Source organism: Nocardioides sp. (genome assembly GCF_047607365.1).
Taxonomy (GTDB): Bacteria; Actinomycetota; Actinomycetes; order Propionibacteriales; family Nocardioidaceae; genus Nocardioides.
In genome coordinates this window covers 1-18127 of record NZ_JASGDD010000133.1, presented here as the reverse complement: position 1 = coordinate 18127, position 18127 = coordinate 1, and the positions used below count along the sequence as shown (strand labels likewise).

The following is an 18127-nucleotide window of genomic DNA, read 5'->3' as shown; positions in this document are numbered from 1 at the left end:
GGCGACCCGAAGGAGCACCGTGACCAGCGAGGCGAGCGAGACCCGCGAGCAGGCCGACCCGCAGCCCCTCATCGCGCGGCTGCGGCTGCGGGCGGACGAGCTGAGCGACGAGTCGCGGGCGGAGGCCGTGGCCGTCCAGCACGCGAAGGGCAAGCTGACCGCCCGCGAGCGGATCGCGCTCCTCACCGGCGGCGACTTCCAGGAGTTCGGCCGCTTCGCCGGGCCGGGACCGGTCCAGCCGGGGTCCCCGCCGCTCATCGCGCCGGGAGACGGCGTCGTCACCGGCGTCGGCCGGGTCGACGGCCGGCCGGTGGCGATCGCCTCGTTCGACTTCACCGTCCTCGGCGGCAGCAACGGCGCGATCGGGATGAGCAAGCTCGAGCGCTGCGTGGAGCGGTGCCTCGTCGACCGCATTCCCCTGGTGATGCTGATGGACGGCGGCGGTCACCGGATGCAGGAGGGCCTCGACTCACGCCTCGCCGGCCCCGGATCGCGGCTGCTGACGCGTCTGGTCGACCTGTCCGGCTGGGTCCCGACGGTGAGCGTCTTCATGGGTCCGGGCTTCGGCGCCTCGGCCAACCTCGCCGCGCTCTGCGACTTCGTCGTCGTGCTCCGCGGGCACGGCCTCATCGGCATGTCGGCGGCCTCCTTCGTCCGCGCCGCGACCGGCGAGGAGACCACCAACGAGGCGCTCGCCGGCGCCGACGCCCAGGCCGCTCGCGGTGTCGCCGACATCGCCGCGGACGACGAGCAGGAGGCCCTGGACGCTGCACGTGCCTATCTCAGCTTCCTCCCGTCGTACGCCGACGGCGAGCCGCTCCGCGCACGCGGTCCCCACGCGGCGCCGGACGTCGACGTCGACGCGCTGGTGCCGGCGTCGATGCGGCGGGCCTACGACGTCCGCGACGTGATCGAGGCGCTCTGCGACGACTCCTCGGTCTTCGAGCTCCGGCCCACGGCGGCGGCCAACATCGTCACCGCGTTCGGCCGGATCCACGGCCACGCCGTCGGCTTCGTGGCCAACCAGCCTCTCCACCTCGGCGGGGCGCTGGACAGCCCGGCCTGCGAGAAGGCGGCGCACTTCGTCGCCGTGTGCGACACCTTCGGCATCCCGCTGGTGACCCTCATCGACCTGCCGGGCTTCTTGATCGGCACCGCGGCCGAGGAGCAGCAGCTGGTCCGGCGCAGCGGCCGGCTCGCCTTCGAGCTCGGCCAGGTCACCGTGCCCCGGTTCAGCATCGTCGTGCGCAAGGCCTACGGTGCGGCGTACATCGTCATGGGCGGCGGCCGCAGCATCGAGGCCGACCTGTCGCTCGCCTGGCCCACGGCCGAGATCTGCGCGATGCCGATCGAGAGCGCCGTCGACATCGCCTACCGGCGCGACTACGAGGCCGCCCCGGATCCGGCCGCTCGACGGGCCGAGCTGGTCGACACCTTCCGGGCCAACGTCGACCCCTATCAGGCGGCCGACGGGTTCGGCATCGACGACGTGGTCGCGCCGTCGGAGACCCGCGCGCTGCTGGCCGAGGCGCTGGAGCGGATTCCGCGGCGACGGCCGAGCCGGGTGCCGGAGAAGCGACGGACGGTCTCCCCCATCTGAGGGAGACCGTCCGGTCGTCGGGCCCGGCGGCGCTAGAACATCCGGCGCATGAGGCGCTTCGTCCTCTCCGTGTAGGGCGGGTAGATGAAGCGGAGGTCGGGACGGCTCGGCTTGGCCAGCACCGACTTGCGGTGGCTGAAGGTCTGGAAGCCGTACGCCCCGTGGTAGGCACCGATCCCGCTCGCGCCGACGCCCCCGAACGGGAGCGACGGGATGAGGAAGTGCAGCGCGACGTGGTTGATCACCGCGCCGCCGGCCGGGATCCGGTCGATCACCCGCTTGGCACGGGCCTTCGACCTGCTGAACACGTAGAGGCCCAGCGGCTTGGTGCCGCTGTTGACGTGCGCCACCGCCTCGTCCAGCGAGTCGACGGTCACGATCGGCAGGATCGGGCCGAAGATCTCCTCGGCCATCAGCGGCTCGTGACGGTCGGGGTCGACGACGACCGTCGGCTCGATCGTCACCGCCTCGGCGTCGTGGCCGCCGCCCCGGACGACCGAGCCCTTCGTCGACTCGAGATAGCCGACGAGGCGCTCCCACTGGCGGGTGTTGACGATCTTCTGCTGGGTCCCTGCCTCGCTGGCGCGCATCTCCTCGATCGTCGCGACGACCCTGCGGACCAGCTCGTCCCTGACCGGGCGCTCGACGAGGACGTAGTCCGGCGCGATGCAGGTCTGGCCCGAGTTCATCAGCTTCACCCAGGCGAGCCGACGCGCGACGACGTCGAGGTCAGCGTCGGCCGCCACGATCACCGGGCTCTTGCCGCCCAGCTCGAGCGTGACCGGCGTGAGCGTCGCGGCCGCGCCGGCCATGATCTTCCTGCCGATCTCGGTGCCGCCCGTGAAGAAGGCATGGTCGAAGCCCTGCGCGAGCAGCTCCTGGGTGACCGCCCCGTCACCCTCGACGACCTTGATCGCCTCGGCGTCGAGGTACTCGGGCACCAGCCGCGCGAGCAGCGCGGAGGTCGCGGGAGCCAGCTCCGACGGCTTCACCACGACGGCGTTGCCGGCCGACACCGCGGCGAGGAGCGGAGAGAGGGCCAGGAGGAGCGGGTAGTTCCAGGGGCCGATCACCAGCACGACCCCCAGTGGCTCGTACTGGACCCACGCCGAGCCCGGCTGCTGGAGCAGTGGGATCGGGTGGCGCCGGGGCTTCATCCACCTCGTCAGGTGCTTGCGCGTCTCGGCGATCTCGCCCTTGAGCCCGACGATCTCCCCGAACCACGAGTCGAAGGCGTTGCGCCCGAGGTCGTGGCCGATCGCCTCGGCGATCTCGCTCTCGCGCTCGTCGACCAGGCGCTCCAGCCCGTCCAGCTGCGCCAGCCGCCACGAGACCGGCCTGGTCCGCCCGGCGGCGTACGTCGTCCGCAGCTGCGCGACGAGGGCGGAGAGGTCCTCGGCCCCGACGCGGGCTCCCGCGTCCTGGATCGTCATCTCAGAACTCCGGGATCGGGACGCTGCCGGACAGGACCGCGCCGCCGGTGCCGCCGTCGACGGTGATCGACTCGCCGTTGACCCAGCGGGCCTCGTCGGAGGCGAGGAAGATCGCGACGTCGGCGATGTCCTCGGGGTTGGCATGGCGACCGAGCAGGGTGGCGAGCCCGTCGATCGTGTCCTCCCCCATGGTCTCGCGGAAGTCCTGCAGGATCGGCGTCTCGACCGGCCCGGGCAGGACGGCGTTGAGCCGGAAGCCGAGCTCGTGGAACGCCAGGCCCATGGCGTGCACGTAGACCGTCGTGCACTCCTTGGAGAAGTTGTAGGCGTTGCCCTCCTGCGGGTGGTCGCGGTACCACGCCGCACCCTCCTCGTAGGTGTCGGTGGCGAGGAACTCGCGGATGGTCTCGAGGCGCTGCGGCCAGCCGAAGCCCGCCGTCGACGAGATCACCGTGACGTTTCCGCCCGGGACGAGGAGCTCGAAGAACGCCTCGGCGAGCTTGCGCACCGCGAGGGTGTTGACCGCGAAGACGACATCGGACGGCGCCGTGCCGGGGACGCCTGCGACGTTGATCAGGGCGTCGTACGGCCCCTCGAGCTGCGCGAGCGCGGCGTCGATGCTCTCCTCGTCGGCGAGGTCGACCTTGACCTGCCGGGCGACCGGGGCGGTCGGGTCGTTGCGGTCGAGGCTCGTGACCTCGGCGCCCGCCTTGATCAGCTTCTCCGCGACGGAGTGGCCGATGCCGGAGGCAGCACCGGTCACCACGTAGCGCTTTCCCGTGTGGTCGGTCATGGGATCTCCCTTTCGGATGAGGACGTCAGAGGGCGTAGGGCATCGACTTGACGGCGTGCACGAAGTTGCCGGCGAGGTAGTCCGGCTCGCCGACGCGGAGGGTCGGAGCACGGTGGATCAGCTGGTCGAAGAGCTCGCGCAGCTGCATCTTGGCGACGAAGCTGCCCATGCAGAAGTGGGGGCCGCCGGCGCCGAAGCCCACGTGCGGGTTCGGACTGCGTCGCAGGTCGAACGTGTGGGCGTCGGCGAAGACCGTCTCGTCGCGGTTGGCGGAGGAGTAGACCATCGCCACCCAGTCACCGGCCTTGATCTCCTGGCCCCCGAGGACGGTGTCGCGGGTCGCCGTACGACGGAAGGTCATCACCGGCGAGGCCCAGCGGACGAACTCCTCCATCGCGGTGGCGATCACGCCGTCGTAGTCGTCGACGAGCAGCCGGCGCTGATCCGGGTTCTCCTGCAGTGCCTTCGTCGAGAGGCTGATCGAGTTGCGCGTGGTGTCGTTGCCCGCGACCGAGAGCAGCACGAAGAAGGAGCCGATCTCCTCGTCGGTCAGCTGCTGGCCGTCCACCTCGGCGTTGACCAGGTTGGTCATCAGGTCGTCCTTCGGGTGAGCCCGTCGCTCCTCGGCGAACTCCATGCCCATCTGCAGCAGCCCGACGAGCGACTCGTTGAGCACCTCGCCGGGCTCGCGTCCGGCCGCGACGTCCTCGTCGGCCCACGAGACCATGCCGTCGGCGTGATGCGCCCCCTGCTCCCGCAGATCGAGGTCCTCCAGGCCCAGCATCTCGTAGATGGTCCACATCGGCAGCCGCTTCGAGACGGCCTGCACGAAGTCGCCCTCCGGCTGGGCGAGCAGGTCGTCCACGATCTGTCGCGCCTGCGCCTTGATCTGGTCGTGGATCTTCCGGATCTGCTTGGGCGTGAAGGCGGCGCTGACGATCCTGCGCAGGATGGCGTGGCGCGGGTCGTCGAGGGCGAGGAAGGAGCTGGCGGCCTCGTTGATGTCGTCGGGGACCTCCTCGAACTGGACGCCGCCCTCGGAGGAGTAGACCTCCGGGTTCTTGCTCACCTCGCCGACGAGGGCGTGCGAGGTGACGACCCAGAGGCCGTCGTTCTCCGGCGGCATGAGCGCGCCCTCCAGCGGGCGGTGCCAGCTGATCGGGCGCTCGCGGCGCAGGACCTTGAAGGTCTCCTCACGCTGGTCGGCGGTGCCGGCCCAGAACTCGACGGAGGAGATGTCGAGGGCGTCGTAGGCGCGCCCCGGCACGAGAAGGCTGGTCATGTCAGGCTCCTGCGAGCTCGTAGTTCTTGGCGATCTCGCGCTTGACGAGCTTGCCGGTGGGGGTGCGGGGCAGGGCGTCCACGAAGTCGACGGTGCGGGGCGCCTTGTAGTGGGCGATCCGCTCGCGGACGTAGTCGATGATCTCCGCGCCGAGGGCCTCGGACGGCTCGACGCCGGGCTTGAGCTGGACGACGGCCTTCACCTGCTGCCCCATCTCGGGGTCGGGGACGCCGATCACCGCGACGTCGAAGATCGCCGGGTGCAGGGTGAGGACGTTCTCGATCTCCTGCGGGTAGATGTTCACGCCGCCGGAGATGATCATGAACGCCTTGCGGTCGGTCAGGAAGAGATACCCGTCCTCGTCGACGTACCCGAGGTCGCCGACCGTGGTCCAGGTGGAGTGCTCGGGGTGCTCGGCCTCGTGCGTCTTGGCCGGGTCCTTGTGATACTCGAACGGACGCACGTCGCGCTCGAAGTAGACCGTGCCGACCTCGCCGGCCGAGAGCTCCGTGCCGTCCTCGTCGCAGATGTGCAGCGAGCCGATGGCGGCCCTGCCGACGGAGCCCGGCTTCTGCAGCCACTCGGGCGTGGAGATCAGGGTCACGCCGTGCTGCTCCGACGCCGAGTAGTACTCGACGAGGGTCGGGCCCCACCAGTCGATCATCCTCTGCTTGACGTCAGGCGGGCACGGCGCCGCGGCGTGCACCGCGAGGCGCAGGCTGGAGTGGTCGTAGGCGCTCCGGGTCTCGTCCGGGAGCTGAAGCATCCGGACGAACATCGTCGGCACCACCTGGAGGACGGTGACCTGGAACTTCTCGATCGCCGCGAGCACGCCCTCGGCGTCGAACTTCTCCATGATCACGACGGTGCCGCCCAGCGCCTGGACCGCGCCGGCCCACTTCAGGGGCGCGGCGTGGTAGATCGGGGCGGGCGAGAGGTAGACGTCGTCGGGCGTGACCTTGAAGCCCATCTGGAGCAGGCCGGTGATCGGGTCGCCCGGCTGGTCCACCTGGATCGGGAGCAGGCTGGGGCGAATGCCCTTCGGCCGCCCCGTGGTCCCCGAGGAGTAGAGCATGTCCGAGCCGCGCGGCTGCTCGGTGAGGCGAGGTCCCGCCGAGGCGAGCAGCTCGGTGTAGGACTCGTAGCCCGGGACGTCGCCGCCGAACGCGAAGCGGTGGCCGACGCGCGGCACGAGCGGCACGACCCTCTCGGCGAGCTCGCGCAGCCCGGCACTGACGATGAGGACCTTGGCGTCGCTGTCCTCGACGATGTAGGCGACCTCCTCGGGAGCGAGGTGGCGGTTGACCGCCGTGACGTAGAGGCCGGACCGGATCGCCGCCCAGTAGATCTCGAAGCACTCGGCGGCGTTGTCGCTCAGCATGGCGATCACGTCGCCCGGCCGCAGACCGAGTCCGTGCAGGGCGGAGGCCAGGTCCGCGGAGTGTCCGTCGAGCTCCCGGTAGGTCAGGGCTCGGCCGCTTCCGGCGATGATGACGGCCGGCTTGTCGGGGGTGGTCTTGGCGTAGGTTCCGGGATACATGGCTCAGACCAGCAGGTCTTCCCGACCGCTCGCCTTCAGCGAGTCGATGTAGGCGGGGTAGAGCTTCTTGCCGATGGGCGCGAGCTTCAGCAGGCTCGCGACGTTGCCCTGGACCTTGATCCGACTCTTGGCCATGGCGAGCGGGAGGTTGACCTTGCCCTGCCAGTAGGCGTTGCCGGTGTCGGCGGTCATCGACATCTGGGCGGAGGCCTCCTCGTCCGGGCCGGCCTCGCGGACCTCGCCCTTGGTGGCGTCGATGATCAGGGCTGCCTCGGGCTCCGTGTACACCGTCTTCAGCACGATGCCGGTCTCGCGCAGCTTCGGACCGATCTCCGGGTCGGCGAACGCCGTCTCGAAGACACCGCCGAGGAACTGCCGGACCTCTGTCGCGTCTTTGAACCCCATGCCTACTCCTCAGAACATAAGTTGTGTTATGTGACACCCGCCACATTACACAGCGGCCGCGTCGCTGGACAGAGGTTCCGCGAAATTCATGAATCGACATTAGAAAACGAGGGCGGCCCTCCTTCGGGAGAGCCGCCCTCCGGCGTACGACGTCGCGGGCTCAGACGAACAGCTCGCCGCTCTTCGCGCGCTCCACCAACGAGGCGGGCGGAGCGAACCTGTCGCCGTAGCGCTCGGCGAGCTCCTGGGCGCGCCGGACGAACGCGGCGACCCCGATGGAGCCGTCGGCCGCCTCGTAGCCGTTGACGTGCTGGAGCGTCCCGCCCAGGAGGGCCGGGAAGCCGAGACCCAGGATCGAGCCGACGTTGGCGTCCGGCACCGAGCGAATGACACCCTCCTCGAGGCACTTCACCGACTCGAGGCTCATCACGAACGTCAGCCTGTCGCGCAGGTCGGCGATCGCCGGCTGCGTGGACGCGACCGGATAGCGGTCGCCGAGCTCGGCCCAGAAGTCGCCGCGCTTCCCGTCGACGTAGTCATAGAAGCCCGCGCCACGGGCTCGCCCCGGACGACCTGCGCCGACCATCGCCTCGAAGACCGCCTCCGCGGGGTGAGGTCGCCACGCCCGGCCGGCAGCCTCTGCGGCCGCCTTGGACTCGTCGCGCACCTTGATCATCAACTCCATGTTGAGCTCGTCGACCAGCTGGAGCACCGGCGCGGGATAGCCGGCCTGGTTGGTGGCGCGCTCGATGGAGTAGGGATTGACGCCCTCCCCCAGCATCGCGACGCCCTCGTTGACGAAGGTGCCGAAGATGCGGCTGGTGTAGAAGCCGCGGCTGTCGTTGACGACGATGGGCGTCTTCTTGATCTGGCGGACGAAGTCGACGACGCGGGCCAGTGCCTCGTCGGACGTCCGCTCCCCCACGATGATCTCGACGAGCGGCATCTTGTCGACCGGCGAGAAGAAGTGGATCCCGATGAAGTCCTCGGGGCGGGTGACGCCGGCGGCCAGCTCCGTGATCGGCAGGGTCGAGGTGTTCGAGCCGAGCAGGGCGTCGGGACGGACGACCTTCTCGACCTCGGCGAAGACCTCGTGCTTGAGCCGGACCGACTCGAAGACCGCCTCGACGACGAAGTCGGAGTCCACCAGGTCGGCGTAGTCGGCGGTCGGGGCTATCCGCGCCAGGATCTCGTCGCGCTTCTCCGGCGCGAGCCGGCCGCGGGCGACCTGCTTGTCCAGCAGCGCGACGCTGTAGCCCTTCCCCCGCTCCGCCGCCTCGACGCTCACGTCCTTGAGCACGACCTCGAGACCGGCGCGAGCGGCGGCGTAGGCGATGCCCGCTCCCATCATCCCGGCGCCGAGCACGGCGACCTTCGACGCGCTCGTGGGCGGCACGTCCTTCGGCCGGGACTGGCCGCCGTTGATCGCGTTGAGGTCGAAGAAGAGCGCCTGGATCATGTTCTTCGACTGCTGCCCGGCCGCGAGGTCCAGGAAGTAGCGGGACTCGATCCGCAGGGCGGTGTCGACGTCGACGTACGCGCCCTCGACGGCGGCGGCCACGATGGTGCGCGGCGCCCGGTAGGGCGCGCCCTTGAGCTGCTTGCGCACCGTCGCGGGGATGGCCGGGAGGTTGGCGGCGAGCGCCGGACTGGTCGGGAGCCCGCCCGGCATGCGGTAGCCCCGGCGGTCCCAGGGCTGCGTGGCGGCGTCGGCGTAGCCCTGGTGCTCGCGGATCCAGCGCTCGGCAGCGACGAGCAGCTCCTCGGCGGGGACGACCTCGTCGACCAGGCCGACGTCCCGCGCCTTCTCCGGGCTGAGTCGCTGGCCCTGCAGGAGCACCTGGAGCAGTGCCTCCTGCACGCCGAGCATGCGGACCGTGCGAGCGACGCCGCCCCCGCCCGGAAGGAGCCCGAGACCGGCCTCGGGCAGGCCGATGTCGTAGCGGCCTTCCGCCGCGATCCGGTGGTGGGCTGCGAGGGCGATCTCGAGGCCGCCACCGAGCGCTGCGCCGTTGATGGCGGCGACGACCGGCCTGCCGCAGGTCTCCAGCAGCCGCAGCGGGCGCTTGACCGCCTCGATGTGGGCGAACTCCTCCTCGGCCGCCTCGCGGGTGACGGCGATGATCTCGCGCAGGTCGCCGCCGGCGAAGAAGGTCCTCTTCGCGCTCGAGACGACGACACCGTCGATCGCGGCCGGGTCCGCCTCGATCCGGGAACGCAGCTCGTCGACGACCGAGGCCATGGCCTCGGCGTAGCCACGGTTCATGGTGTTGGCGCTCTGCGCCGGGTCGTCGAGCAGGATGCGGGCGATGCCGTCCTCGACGGAGAGCCGGACGGGTGCGGTGGTCATGGGTGTCCTCCTCGGTTTCCTGGCTGCTCAGAGACGCTCGACGACCGTGGCGATGCCCATGCCGCCCGCGACGCAGAGGGTCGCGAGGCCGTAGCGCTTCTCCTGTCGCTCAAGCTCGTCGACGAGGGTGCCGAGGATCATCGCGCCGGTGGCGCCGAGCGGGTGGCCCATCGCGATGGCGCCGCCGTTGACGTTGGTGCGCTCGTGCGGGAAGTCGTCGAGGTCGCGCATCAGCCGCATCGCGACGGCGGCGAAGGCCTCGTTGATCTCGACGAGGTCGATGTCCTCGACGGAGAGGCCGGCGATCTCGAGGGCCTTCCGGCTGGCCGGGCCGGGACCGGTGAGCATGATGGTCGGGTCGGACCCCACGCAGGCGGCCGAGACGATCCGGGCCCGCGGCCGCAGGCCGAAGCGCTCGCCGGCGGCCTCGGAGCCGATCAGCACGATGCCGGCGCCGTCGACGATGCCCGAGGAGTTGCCCGCGTGGTGGACGTGGTCGATCCGCGGGACGCCGGCGTACTTCTCCAAGGCGACGGCGTCGAAGCCGGCCAGCTCGCCGAGCTGGCCGAAGGCGGGCTCGAGCGCGCTCAGGGACTCGACCGTCGTGCCCTCTCGGACGAACTCGTCGTGGTCGAGGACGACCACGCCGTTGCGGTCCCGGACCGGGACGACGGACTTGGCGAAGAGGCCGTTGGCGATGGCCTTGGCAGCCCGCGCCTGCGACTCGGCGGCGAAGGCGTCGACGTCCTCGCGGCCCCAGCCCTCGATCGTCGCGAGGAGGTCGGCGCCGATCCCCTGGGGAACGAAGCCGTAGGCGAAGGTGGTCTCCGGGTCCTGCGCCAGCGGGCCGCCGTCGGAGCCCATCGGAACACGACTCATCGACTCGACGCCGCCGGCGACGATCAGCTGGTCCCACCCGGAGCGAACGCGGGCGGCGGCCTGGTTGACCGCCTCCAGGCCGGAGGCGCAGAACCGGTTGAGCTGGACGCCGGGGACCACGTCGGGCAGGCCCGCGGCCAGCGCCGCGGTCTTGGCGAGGTCGGCGCCCTGCTCCCCGACCGGAGCGACGACACCGAGGACCACGTCGTCGATCGCCGCCGGATCCAGCTCCGGCTGGCGCGCGGTCAGCTCCTGCAGCAGCCCGGTCACCAGCGTGATCGGCTTCACCTCGTAGAGCGAACCGCCGCGCTTGCCCTTGCCCCGCGGCGTGCGCAGCGCGTCGTAGATCAGTGCCTCACTCATCGCATCCTCACAATTTTTGAATCTACATTCAATTTGTTGACACCGATGCTGTCATAATGCGACTTATGGCGCAATCACGGCGGCGGGACACCAGTCCCGAACGGGCGTCCGCCCGCCGCCGAACGGTCGCGACCTACTTCGACGCGGCGCTGCGCCTCCTCGACACGGAGGGGTACGGCGGCCTCAAGCTCGCCCCGCTGTGCAAGGAGATCGGGCTCACGACGGGCGCGTTCTACCACAACTTCGCGAGCTGGTCGGACTTCACCACCCAGCTGCTGAGGTACTGGCACGAGGAGCGGACGACGCGCCTCATCGCGATCATGAACACCGAGCCCGACCCGATCGCGAGGCTCGAGCTGCTGCTCGCCACCGCCACGGCGCTCCCCCACGGCGCCGAGGCCGCCATCCGGGTCTGGAGCACCATCGACCCCGAGGTCCGGGCCGTCCAGCTCGCCGTGGACAGCGAGCGGATCGCCGTCGTGATCGAGACCTTCTCGGAGATGGTCGGGAGGGCCGAGGCCGTCCACTTCGCCCGCACCGCGCTCTACCTGCTGATCGGTCACGAGCTGGCGGGGCCGGCGAGTGATCCCGCCAGCCTGTCCTGGGCCCTGCGGAACCTGATCAGCCTCGCGCGGTCACGCAGCTAGTCCGCCCGCCGACCGTCGCGCCGACTCCGACTCCGACTCCGGCTCCGGCGGGCGCGGCACCACGACATTTTCTACTCCCAATACGAATTGAGGAAGCCCATGATCCGCACCCGCTTCACCGAGGTCTTCGGTGTCGAGGCACCCATCGTCCAGGGAGGGATGCAGTGGGTCGGGCGCGCCGGACTCGCCTCGGCGGTCTCGAATGCCGGCGGGCTGGGCATCCTCACCGCTCTCACCCAGCCGACCCCGGCAGACCTCGCCACGGAGATCGCCCGCACGCGCGACCTGACGGACAAGCCCTTCGGCGTCAACCTCACGATCCTGCCGTCGATCAACCCGCCGCCGTACGAGCAGTACCGCGACGTGATCATCGAGAGCGGCGTCACGATCGTCGAGACGGCCGGCGCCAACCCGGGCCCACATCTCCCCGCCTTCCATGCCGCGGGCGTCAAGGTGCTGCACAAGTGCACCTCGGTCCGCCACGCCGTCAAGGCCCAGGAGCTGGGCGTGGACGGCATCAGCATCGACGGGTTCGAGTGCGCCGGCCACCCCGGCGAGGACGACATCCCCGGCCTGGTGCTCATCCCGGCGGCCGCCGCGCGGATCACCATCCCGATGATCGCCTCGGGCGGGTTCGCCGACGCGCGCGGCCTGGTCGCCGCCCTCGCCCTCGGTGCCGACGGCATCAACATGGGGACGCGTTTCCTGTGCACCCGCGAGGCGCCGGTGCACGAGGCGGTCAAGGCGCGGATCGTCGCCAACAGCGAGCTCGACACCGAGCTGATCTTCCGCCCCCTGCGCAACACGGCTCGGGTGGCGAGCAATGCCGTCAGCCGCGAGGTCGTGAAGATCCTCGCCGACGGTGGGGCCTTCGAGAACGTGCGCGATCTGGTGGCGGGAGCGCGCGGCCGGATCGCGTTCGAGACCGGTGACCTCGACGCCGGCATCTGGCACGCCTCCACCGCCCAGGGGCTCATCACCGACGTCCCCACGTGCGCGGAGCTGGTCGGCCGGATCGTTCGTGAGGCGGAGGCGCTCATCCGGGAGCGGCTCACGGGGGCGCTCATCGCCTAGACGGTGTGGGATCATCGTGGTGGGTCTCGGGAGGATGCCGGCGGGAGGAGAGCAGACGTGGCCGACTACTCCGCGGATCAACGCGCACTCTTCGAGGCCGAGGCGATCCCGCTCTACGAGGAGATCGTCGCGGCGGGCGGCCTCAAGACCGACGACGAGCGGATCGCCGGCCACGAGCCTCCGCTCAAGGCCGCCTTCGACCTGCTCGTCGACATGAGCCTGCTGCACTTCGACGAGGGCGTGGACCAGTGGGTCGCCGAGGACCCGACCGCCGCCCAGGCGCGGGTGGTGAGCCCGCTGTCGGTCGAGGGGGCACGGCTGATCGAGGAGTCGTCGCAGTGGACCAGGGGGTTCGCCGCGCTCGGCGTCGCCTGGCGCTCGTCGGCGGCCTCCGAGGAGCGCGGCCCGTTCACCTACATCCGGAGCAAGAAGGCGATCTCGCCCTACATCCTGAGCCTCGTCTCCGAGTGCCACGAGGAGCTGCTCACGGCCCAGCCCCAGGCCAATCGCGACACCGGTCGCGGTCTCACGGTCACCGTCGCGCAGGCCGAGCGGGAGCTGTTGGCTCGCGGCGTGCGCTCGCTCACGCTCTACCAGCACAGCGCCCGGCGCAACCCGGCCACGCGGGAGTACGCCGCCGCCGTCACGGAGCTCGGCGGGGAGATCCGCACCCTCGACGAGTTCTTCAACCGCATCATCGTGGTCGACCGGAGGGTCGCCATCATCCCAGGCCCCGACGACCTCTCGGTGGCGATGGCCATCCACGAGCCGACCGTCGTCGCCTACCTCGTCGACGTCTTCATGCGCTCCTGGGAGCGGGGCCGTCCGTTCGGGGCGCGCGACGACAAGGCCGTACGCCAGATCGCGGCCGAGCAGCGCGCGATGACCATGCGCATGCTGATCGAGGGGCACTCCGACCCCGTCTCGGCCAAGCGGCTGGGCGTGAGTCCGCGGACCTACGCCGGCTACATCGCCGATCTCAAGGACGAGTTCGACGCCGAGACCCGCTTCCAGCTCGGGTACACCATCGGCCAGCAGGGCATCACGGCCGACGGCTGAGGTCGGCTCGGGCCCGTCGATCGGCGGAGGGCCCCACGACGACGAAGGCAGCGAGCACGAGGCTCGCTGCCTTCATCGGTTGACGCGGGAGCCGCAGGTGGGGGGAGAGCAGGCCCCGCGTCGGGCCGGTCCTCAAGCAGTCACTTGGCGACCGAGGTCTTGACCTTGAAGCCCCAGCTGAAGTCGGCGTGGGCGGGGGCCGAGATGCCGAGCAGGCCGAGGCTGACAGCGCCGGTGGCGACCGTGGCGGCGATGATCCGTGCGAGCTTCATGATGGTGTCCCTTGGATTGGCGGCGTGTGGCTTGGCGAGTCGGCCCCGAGACCCCGCCTGCGGGGACAAGTCTCCACAGTCCACGCCGGGTGGTGTTAGGACCATCGTCCTTCAACTCTGTGCAGTGCAGAAAAATGCAATTGCGGGCGCAGCCCGGCGCGAACGCGGGTGCGAGGCCCGTCGGATCAGCCGCCGATTGCGCTCATCGACCGGCTCGCCGTGGCGAAGCCGTCGCCCTCGCCGCCGTGGCCGAGGGCCTTCCCCCACATCGCCTCACGCCACCGCTCGGCGATCTCGTGGTCGCCGGCGCCACCGCGGACCAGGCCGCGCAGGTCGGTCTCGCCGGTCGCGAAGAGGCAGTTGCGGACCTGGCCGTCGGCGGTGAGGCGGGTGCGGTTGCAGGCCCGGCAGAACGGCCGGGTCACCGAGGCGATCACGCCGACCGTGGCGGGGCCGCCGTCCACGGCGTACCTCTCCGCGGGGGCGCTGCCGCGCGGCTCCTCGGTCGCGGTCAGGGTGAACTCGCGGCGCAGGTCCGCGAGGATCTCCTCGGCGGTGACGAGGTTCTCGCGGGTCCACCGGTGGTCGGCGTCGATGGGCATCTGCTCGATGAAGCGCAGCTCGTAGCCGTGCTCCAGCGCGAACCGCAGCAGGCCCGGCGCCTCGTCGTCGTTGACGCCGCGCATGAGCACCGCGTTGACCTTGACCGGGGTCAGGCCGGCGGCGTGCGCGGCCTCCAGTCCGGCGAGTACGTCGCGGAGCCGGTCGCGCCGGGTGAGCCGGTGGAACCGCTCCCGGTCGAGGGTGTCCAGGGAGACGTTGAGCCGACGCAGGCCGGCGTCGCGCAGCGCCGGCGCGATCCGCTCGAGCCCGAGGCCGTTGGTGGTGAGCGAGATGTCGAGGTCGCCGGGCGCGAGGGCGTGGGTGCGGGCGATCAGGTCCGGCAGTCCGGGTCGCAGCAGCGGCTCGCCACCGGTGAAGCGGATGCCGGTCACGCCGAGGTGGTGGACGGCGACCGAGACCAGGCGGTGGATCTCGTCGTCGGTGAGCAGCTCCTGCTTCGGCAGCCAGGGCAGCCCCTCGGCCGGCATGCAGTAGGTGCAGCGCAGGTTGCACTTGTCGGTGAGGGAGACGCGCAGGTCGGTCGCGCGGCGACCGAAGGAGTCGAGCAGCCCGCCCGTCAGGGGAAGAGCGGTGGCGGTCATCGGTGGATCGCCTCGGTGGTGTCGACCAGGCGGTGGGGCGTGCCGCCGCGCGCGAGCATGACGATCTCGGCCGCGATCGCGACGGCGGTCTCGGCGGGACTGGCCGCGGCCAGGTCGAGGCCGATCGGCGAGCTGAGCCGGTCGAGCCGGTCGTCGGTGACGCCGGCCTCCCGGAGCCGCTCGCGCCGCTCGGCGTCGGTACGCCGTGAGCCCATCGCGCCGACGTAGCCGGCCGGGCTGCCGAGCGCCTCGGCGATCGCCGGGATGTCGAACTTGGGGTCGTGGGAGAGCACGCAGATCGCGGTGCGCCCGTCGATCCGGCCCTCGGCCCGCGCGCGGGCGAGGTGGCGATGCGGCCAGTCGACGACCACGCTGTCGGCGTCGGGGAACCGCTCCGGCGTGGCGAAGGCGGCCCGGGCGTCGACCACCTCGACGCGGTAGCCCAGCAGCCGTCCCTGCGCGGCGAGGGTGCGGACGAAGTCGTTCGCCCCGGCGAGAATCATGAGCGGGCGCCCGGGCATGGCGTGCACGAAGACTCCCGCCGACTGGGGCCTCCCCTCAGCCGAGTGGGGCCTCCCCTCAGCCGAGTGGGGGCTTCGGCCGGTGCGAGTGGGGCCTGCGGCAAGCGCAGCGGGTCCGGTGGACGCGGTCGTCGCCACGGCTCCGTCGGCGAGCGTGGTGCGCAGCACGACCGGCCGGTCGCCGGCGAGGTCGGCGAGCAGGGCGGGGTCGGCCAGGGGATGGCCGGCGGTCACCGGCTCCACGAGGACGCTGATCACGCCGCCGCACGTGAGGCCCACGGCGAAGGCGTCGGAGTCGCTGACGCCGTACGTCTCCAGGCGGGGGACGCCGTCGGCGAGCACCTGCGCCGCGAGCTCGACCACGGCGCCCTCGACGCAGCCGCCGGAGACCGAGGCGATCACCTCACCGGTCGCGGTGACGATCATCGCGGCACCGGGCAGGCGCGGCGCGGAGGACCAGGTCTCCACCACCCTCGCGAGCGCGTACGGCGTGCGCTCGGCGCCCAACCGCGCCAGATCGCCCGCCAGCTCCCTCATGACCCAAGCCTAGGCCGTGCCGCTCACGGCGGCCGGAGACGCCCGCGCCCCGCGGGAAAACCCGTTGGCGGACGGGACGATCGGGCGTACCTTCGAAGGACACGGAAAGGAGGTGATCCGAGGAATGATCTCCACTCGGACGAGTGAGGTGGCTGCGCGCTAGCGCACCCCGGAAGCTCCGGCTGAGGCGGTTCGCCGATGCGAATCCAACGCAGCCACCCGACCCGCAGACGCACCGGACATCGTCCCCGGTGAGGCCCTCAGGCACCGTCTGCGGGTCGTTCCGTCTCCGGGCCCGATCCGTCGGACACCTCCCCGAAACGCCGGTTCCCTAGGCTGGCCCGGTGCGTGACCTGAACCTGCTTCCGAAGGTCGAGCTGCATCTGCACGTCGAGGGCACGCTCGAGCCCGAGACCGTCTTCGCGCTCGCGGAGCGCAACGGCATCGCGCTGCCGTACGCGGACCTGGACGACCTGCGCGGGCGCTACGAGTTCACCGACCTGCAGAGCTTCCTCGACCTGCTCTACGCCAACGAGATCGTCCTCGTGAAGGCCGTCGACTTCGCCGACATGATGGCCCGCTGCCTGGGCCGTGCGGCCGAGGTCGGGGTCCGCCACGCCGAGGTCTTCTTCGACCCCCAGCCGCACGTCGAGCGCGGCGTGGCGCTGGAGGAGGTCGTGCGTGGGCTGGTCGACGGGATCGCGCGCGCCGAGGCCGACCACGGCATCACCGCCGCGCTCATCTCCTGCTTCCACCGGGACCGCAGCGGCGAGGACGCCCTGGCCACGCTGGAGGCACTGGTCGCCGTCGAGGCGCCGCTCCTGGGCATCGGCCTGGACTCCACGGAGGTCGGCAATCCCGCCTCGAAGTTCGTCGACGTCTACCGCCGGGCGGCCGAGCTCGGCCTGCGCCGCGTCGCGCACGCGGGCGAGGAGGGCCCGGCCTCCTACGTCACCGACGCGCTGGACCTGCTCGGCGTGGAGCGCGTCGACCACGGCATCCGCGCGATCGAGGATCCCGCCGTGGTGGCTCGGCTGGCCGCGGAGCGGATCCCGCTGACCCTCTGCCCGCAGTCCAACATCCGGCTGTGCTGCGTGCCGTCCCTGGCCGAGCATCCGCTGCCGGCGCTCATGGCCGCCGGTGTCGTCTGCACGCTGAACTCCGACGACCCGTCGTACTTCGGCGGGTACGTCGACCGCGACTACGCCGGCGTCGCCGAGGTCTTCGGCTTCGACGACGAGACCATGGCCGGGCTGGCCCGCAACTCCGTCACCGCGAGCTTCCTCCCGGAGGAGCGGAAGCAGAGCCTGTACGCCGACATCGACGCGTGGCTGCAGGCGTAGGGCACCGCGTGCCGACCGGCGTCGTGCTCGCAGCCGGGCGCGGAACCCGGATGGGCGGCCCGAAGGCCGAGCTGGTCGTCGACGGCGAGCGGCTGATGGACCGGGCGGTGCGACTGCTCGCGGCCGCCGGCTGCGAGCCGGTCTGCGTGATCGGGCGCCCGGAGTTCTCCTATCCCGAGGTGCTCGTGTGGTGGCCCGACGACCTCGAGGCGGGGCTGCGGACGACACTGGAGACGGCGCTCACCCTCGCTGTCCCCGCGGTCACGACGACGGACGACGACCCTGTCGCCGTCATGCTCGTCGACCAGCCGGGCCTCACCGCCGACGGGACCCGCTCGGTGGTCGCGGCGTGGCGGCCGGGGCGGATCGCGATCGGCGTCATCGGCGGGCAGCGGGTGCATCCGGTCGTCATGGCGGCGCGACTCTGGCGCGAGGCGATCGCGATGGCCGGGCCGGACGAGGGGGCTCGGCGCTTCCTGGCCACCCATCCGGAGCTGGTCGACGAGGTCGAGGTGCCCGGCGACCCCGCCGACCTCGACACCCCCGAGGACGTCGCGCGCTGGTCAGCCGATCGCGCGCAGCCGCCCGGCCCCACGCAGCAGGTCTAGCGCCACGGCCGACGCCTCGTCGACCGGCGCGAGCACGACCAGCTGCTGGGCGTCGTCCGGCAGGTCGAGCACCTCCCGGTCGAGCCGGAGCTCGCCGACGGCCGGGTGCACCCAGCGCAGGCGCCGCTCGCCGGGCAGGCCGCGCCGCTCGAAGCGCCGCGGGTAGTCGCTGCCGAGCACGGCCGCGACCTGGGCGCGCAGGGCGTCGGCGCGCTC

At 71.4% G+C, this 18127-nt stretch carries 16 protein-coding genes and 1 pseudogene; 6 read left to right on the top strand and 11 right to left on the bottom strand.

What is annotated here, in order from left to right; all coding sequences use genetic code 11:
* Positions 1-19: 19 nt before the first annotated feature.
* A complete protein-coding gene (locus QM572_RS10655; RefSeq protein WP_415092860.1) occupies positions 20-1600 on the top strand; it encodes an acyl-CoA carboxylase subunit beta in 1581 nt (526 codons plus the stop codon).
* A 32-nt stretch (positions 1601-1632) separates the two neighbouring features.
* On the opposite strand, the gene QM572_RS10650 is transcribed toward QM572_RS10655, so the two are convergent.
* The 7 genes from QM572_RS10650 to QM572_RS10620 form a co-directional block, all read right to left on the bottom strand.
* A complete protein-coding gene (locus QM572_RS10650) occupies positions 1633-3033 on the bottom strand; it encodes an aldehyde dehydrogenase family protein (RefSeq protein ID WP_415092858.1) in 1401 nt (466 codons plus the stop codon).
* 1 nt (position 3034) lies between these two features.
* Entirely contained in the window at positions 3035-3826 is a 792-nt protein-coding gene (locus tag QM572_RS10645; RefSeq protein WP_415092856.1) for a coniferyl-alcohol dehydrogenase, read from the bottom strand.
* Positions 3827-3851: 25 nt separating this feature from the next.
* On the bottom strand, positions 3852-5108 hold the full coding sequence (locus QM572_RS10640) for a cytochrome P450 (RefSeq protein WP_415092855.1): 1257 nt from the start codon (positions 5106-5108) through the stop codon (positions 3852-3854).
* A 1-nt stretch (position 5109) separates the two neighbouring features.
* On the bottom strand, positions 5110-6648 hold the full coding sequence (locus QM572_RS10635) for an acyl-CoA synthetase (RefSeq protein WP_415092853.1): 1539 nt from the start codon (positions 6646-6648) through the stop codon (positions 5110-5112).
* A gap of 3 nt (positions 6649-6651) precedes the next feature.
* A complete protein-coding gene (locus QM572_RS10630) occupies positions 6652-7053 on the bottom strand; it encodes an SCP2 sterol-binding domain-containing protein (RefSeq protein WP_415092851.1) in 402 nt (133 codons plus the stop codon).
* 160 nt (positions 7054-7213) lie between these two features.
* Positions 7214-9403: a 3-hydroxyacyl-CoA dehydrogenase NAD-binding domain-containing protein gene (locus QM572_RS10625; protein WP_415092849.1), complete on the bottom strand. Its 2190-nt coding sequence runs from the start codon at positions 9401-9403 to the stop codon at positions 7214-7216.
* Positions 9404-9430: 27 nt separating this feature from the next.
* Positions 9431-10645 (bottom strand): acetyl-CoA C-acetyltransferase, encoded by a 1215-nt coding sequence (locus tag QM572_RS10620; protein WP_415092847.1) that lies wholly within the window; start codon positions 10643-10645, stop codon positions 9431-9433.
* 65 nt (positions 10646-10710) lie between these two features.
* Between QM572_RS10620 and QM572_RS10615 the strand changes: the two genes are divergently transcribed.
* From QM572_RS10615 to QM572_RS10605, 3 genes are all read left to right on the top strand, one after another.
* Positions 10711-11292: a TetR/AcrR family transcriptional regulator gene (locus tag QM572_RS10615; protein WP_415092845.1), complete on the top strand. Its 582-nt coding sequence runs from the start codon at positions 10711-10713 to the stop codon at positions 11290-11292.
* Between the two features lie 99 nt (positions 11293-11391).
* A complete protein-coding gene (locus QM572_RS10610; RefSeq protein WP_415092843.1) occupies positions 11392-12366 on the top strand; it encodes an NAD(P)H-dependent flavin oxidoreductase in 975 nt (324 codons plus the stop codon).
* A 57-nt stretch (positions 12367-12423) separates the two neighbouring features.
* Positions 12424-13425 carry a LuxR family transcriptional regulator gene (locus QM572_RS10605; protein ID WP_415092841.1) on the top strand — a complete coding sequence of 334 codons (1002 nt, stop codon included), beginning with the start codon at positions 12424-12426 and terminating at the stop codon, positions 13423-13425.
* 140 nt (positions 13426-13565) lie between these two features.
* On the opposite strand, the gene QM572_RS10600 is transcribed toward QM572_RS10605, so the two are convergent.
* From QM572_RS10600 to QM572_RS10590, 3 genes are all read right to left on the bottom strand, one after another.
* On the bottom strand, positions 13566-13697 hold the full coding sequence (locus QM572_RS10600; RefSeq protein WP_415092839.1) for a hypothetical protein: 132 nt from the start codon (positions 13695-13697) through the stop codon (positions 13566-13568).
* Between the two features lie 185 nt (positions 13698-13882).
* Positions 13883-14902 carry a GTP 3',8-cyclase MoaA gene (moaA, locus tag QM572_RS10595; protein WP_415092837.1) on the bottom strand — a complete coding sequence of 340 codons (1020 nt, stop codon included), beginning with the start codon at positions 14900-14902 and terminating at the stop codon, positions 13883-13885.
* Positions 14899-15960: an XdhC family protein gene (locus tag QM572_RS10590; RefSeq protein WP_415092835.1), complete on the bottom strand. Its 1062-nt coding sequence runs from the start codon at positions 15958-15960 to the stop codon at positions 14899-14901. The genes moaA and QM572_RS10590 overlap by 4 nt, the downstream gene beginning before the upstream one ends.
* A gap of 344 nt (positions 15961-16304) precedes the next feature.
* Between QM572_RS10590 and QM572_RS10585 the strand changes: the two genes are divergently transcribed.
* Together QM572_RS10585 and QM572_RS10580 are read left to right on the top strand one after the other, a co-directional pair.
* Positions 16305-17303, top strand: a complete 999-nt coding sequence (locus QM572_RS10585; protein WP_415092833.1) for an adenosine deaminase — start codon at positions 16305-16307, stop codon at positions 17301-17303.
* Positions 17304-17311: 8 nt separating this feature from the next.
* Entirely contained in the window at positions 17312-17911 is a 600-nt protein-coding gene (locus tag QM572_RS10580; protein ID WP_415092831.1) for a nucleotidyltransferase family protein, read from the top strand.
* On the opposite strand, the pseudogene QM572_RS10575 reads toward QM572_RS10580, so the two are convergent.
* Positions 17867-18127 (bottom strand): annotated as a pseudogene (locus tag QM572_RS10575) (transcriptional regulator); the annotation flags it as partial. The gene QM572_RS10580 and the pseudogene QM572_RS10575 sit on opposite strands and share 45 nt — an antisense overlap.

What these genes read in the sequence shown, in the direction of transcription:
- QM572_RS10615 (WP_415092845.1), top strand. Translation starts at nt 10,711, where the DNA reads ATGGCGCAATCACGGCGGCGGGACACCAGTCCCGAACGGGCGTCCGCC.
- QM572_RS10620 (WP_415092847.1), bottom strand. Translation starts at nt 10,645, where the DNA reads ATGAGTGAGGCACTGATCTACGACGCGCTGCGCACGCCGCGGGGCAAG.
- QM572_RS10645 (WP_415092856.1), bottom strand. Translation starts at nt 3,826, where the DNA reads ATGACCGACCACACGGGAAAGCGCTACGTGGTGACCGGTGCTGCCTCC.
- QM572_RS10590 (WP_415092835.1), bottom strand. Translation starts at nt 15,960, where the DNA reads ATGAGGGAGCTGGCGGGCGATCTGGCGCGGTTGGGCGCCGAGCGCACG.
- QM572_RS10635 (WP_415092853.1), bottom strand. Translation starts at nt 6,648, where the DNA reads ATGTATCCCGGAACCTACGCCAAGACCACCCCCGACAAGCCGGCCGTC.
- QM572_RS10600 (WP_415092839.1), bottom strand. Translation starts at nt 13,697, where the DNA reads ATGAAGCTCGCACGGATCATCGCCGCCACGGTCGCCACCGGCGCTGTC.
- moaA (WP_415092837.1), bottom strand. Translation starts at nt 14,902, where the DNA reads ATGACCGCCACCGCTCTTCCCCTGACGGGCGGGCTGCTCGACTCCTTC.
- QM572_RS10650 (WP_415092858.1), bottom strand. Translation starts at nt 3,033, where the DNA reads ATGACGATCCAGGACGCGGGAGCCCGCGTCGGGGCCGAGGACCTCTCC.
- QM572_RS10625 (WP_415092849.1), bottom strand. Translation starts at nt 9,403, where the DNA reads ATGACCACCGCACCCGTCCGGCTCTCCGTCGAGGACGGCATCGCCCGC.
- QM572_RS10630 (WP_415092851.1), bottom strand. Translation starts at nt 7,053, where the DNA reads ATGGGGTTCAAAGACGCGACAGAGGTCCGGCAGTTCCTCGGCGGTGTC.
- QM572_RS10610 (WP_415092843.1), top strand. Translation starts at nt 11,392, where the DNA reads ATGATCCGCACCCGCTTCACCGAGGTCTTCGGTGTCGAGGCACCCATC.
- QM572_RS10640 (WP_415092855.1), bottom strand. Translation starts at nt 5,108, where the DNA reads ATGACCAGCCTTCTCGTGCCGGGGCGCGCCTACGACGCCCTCGACATC.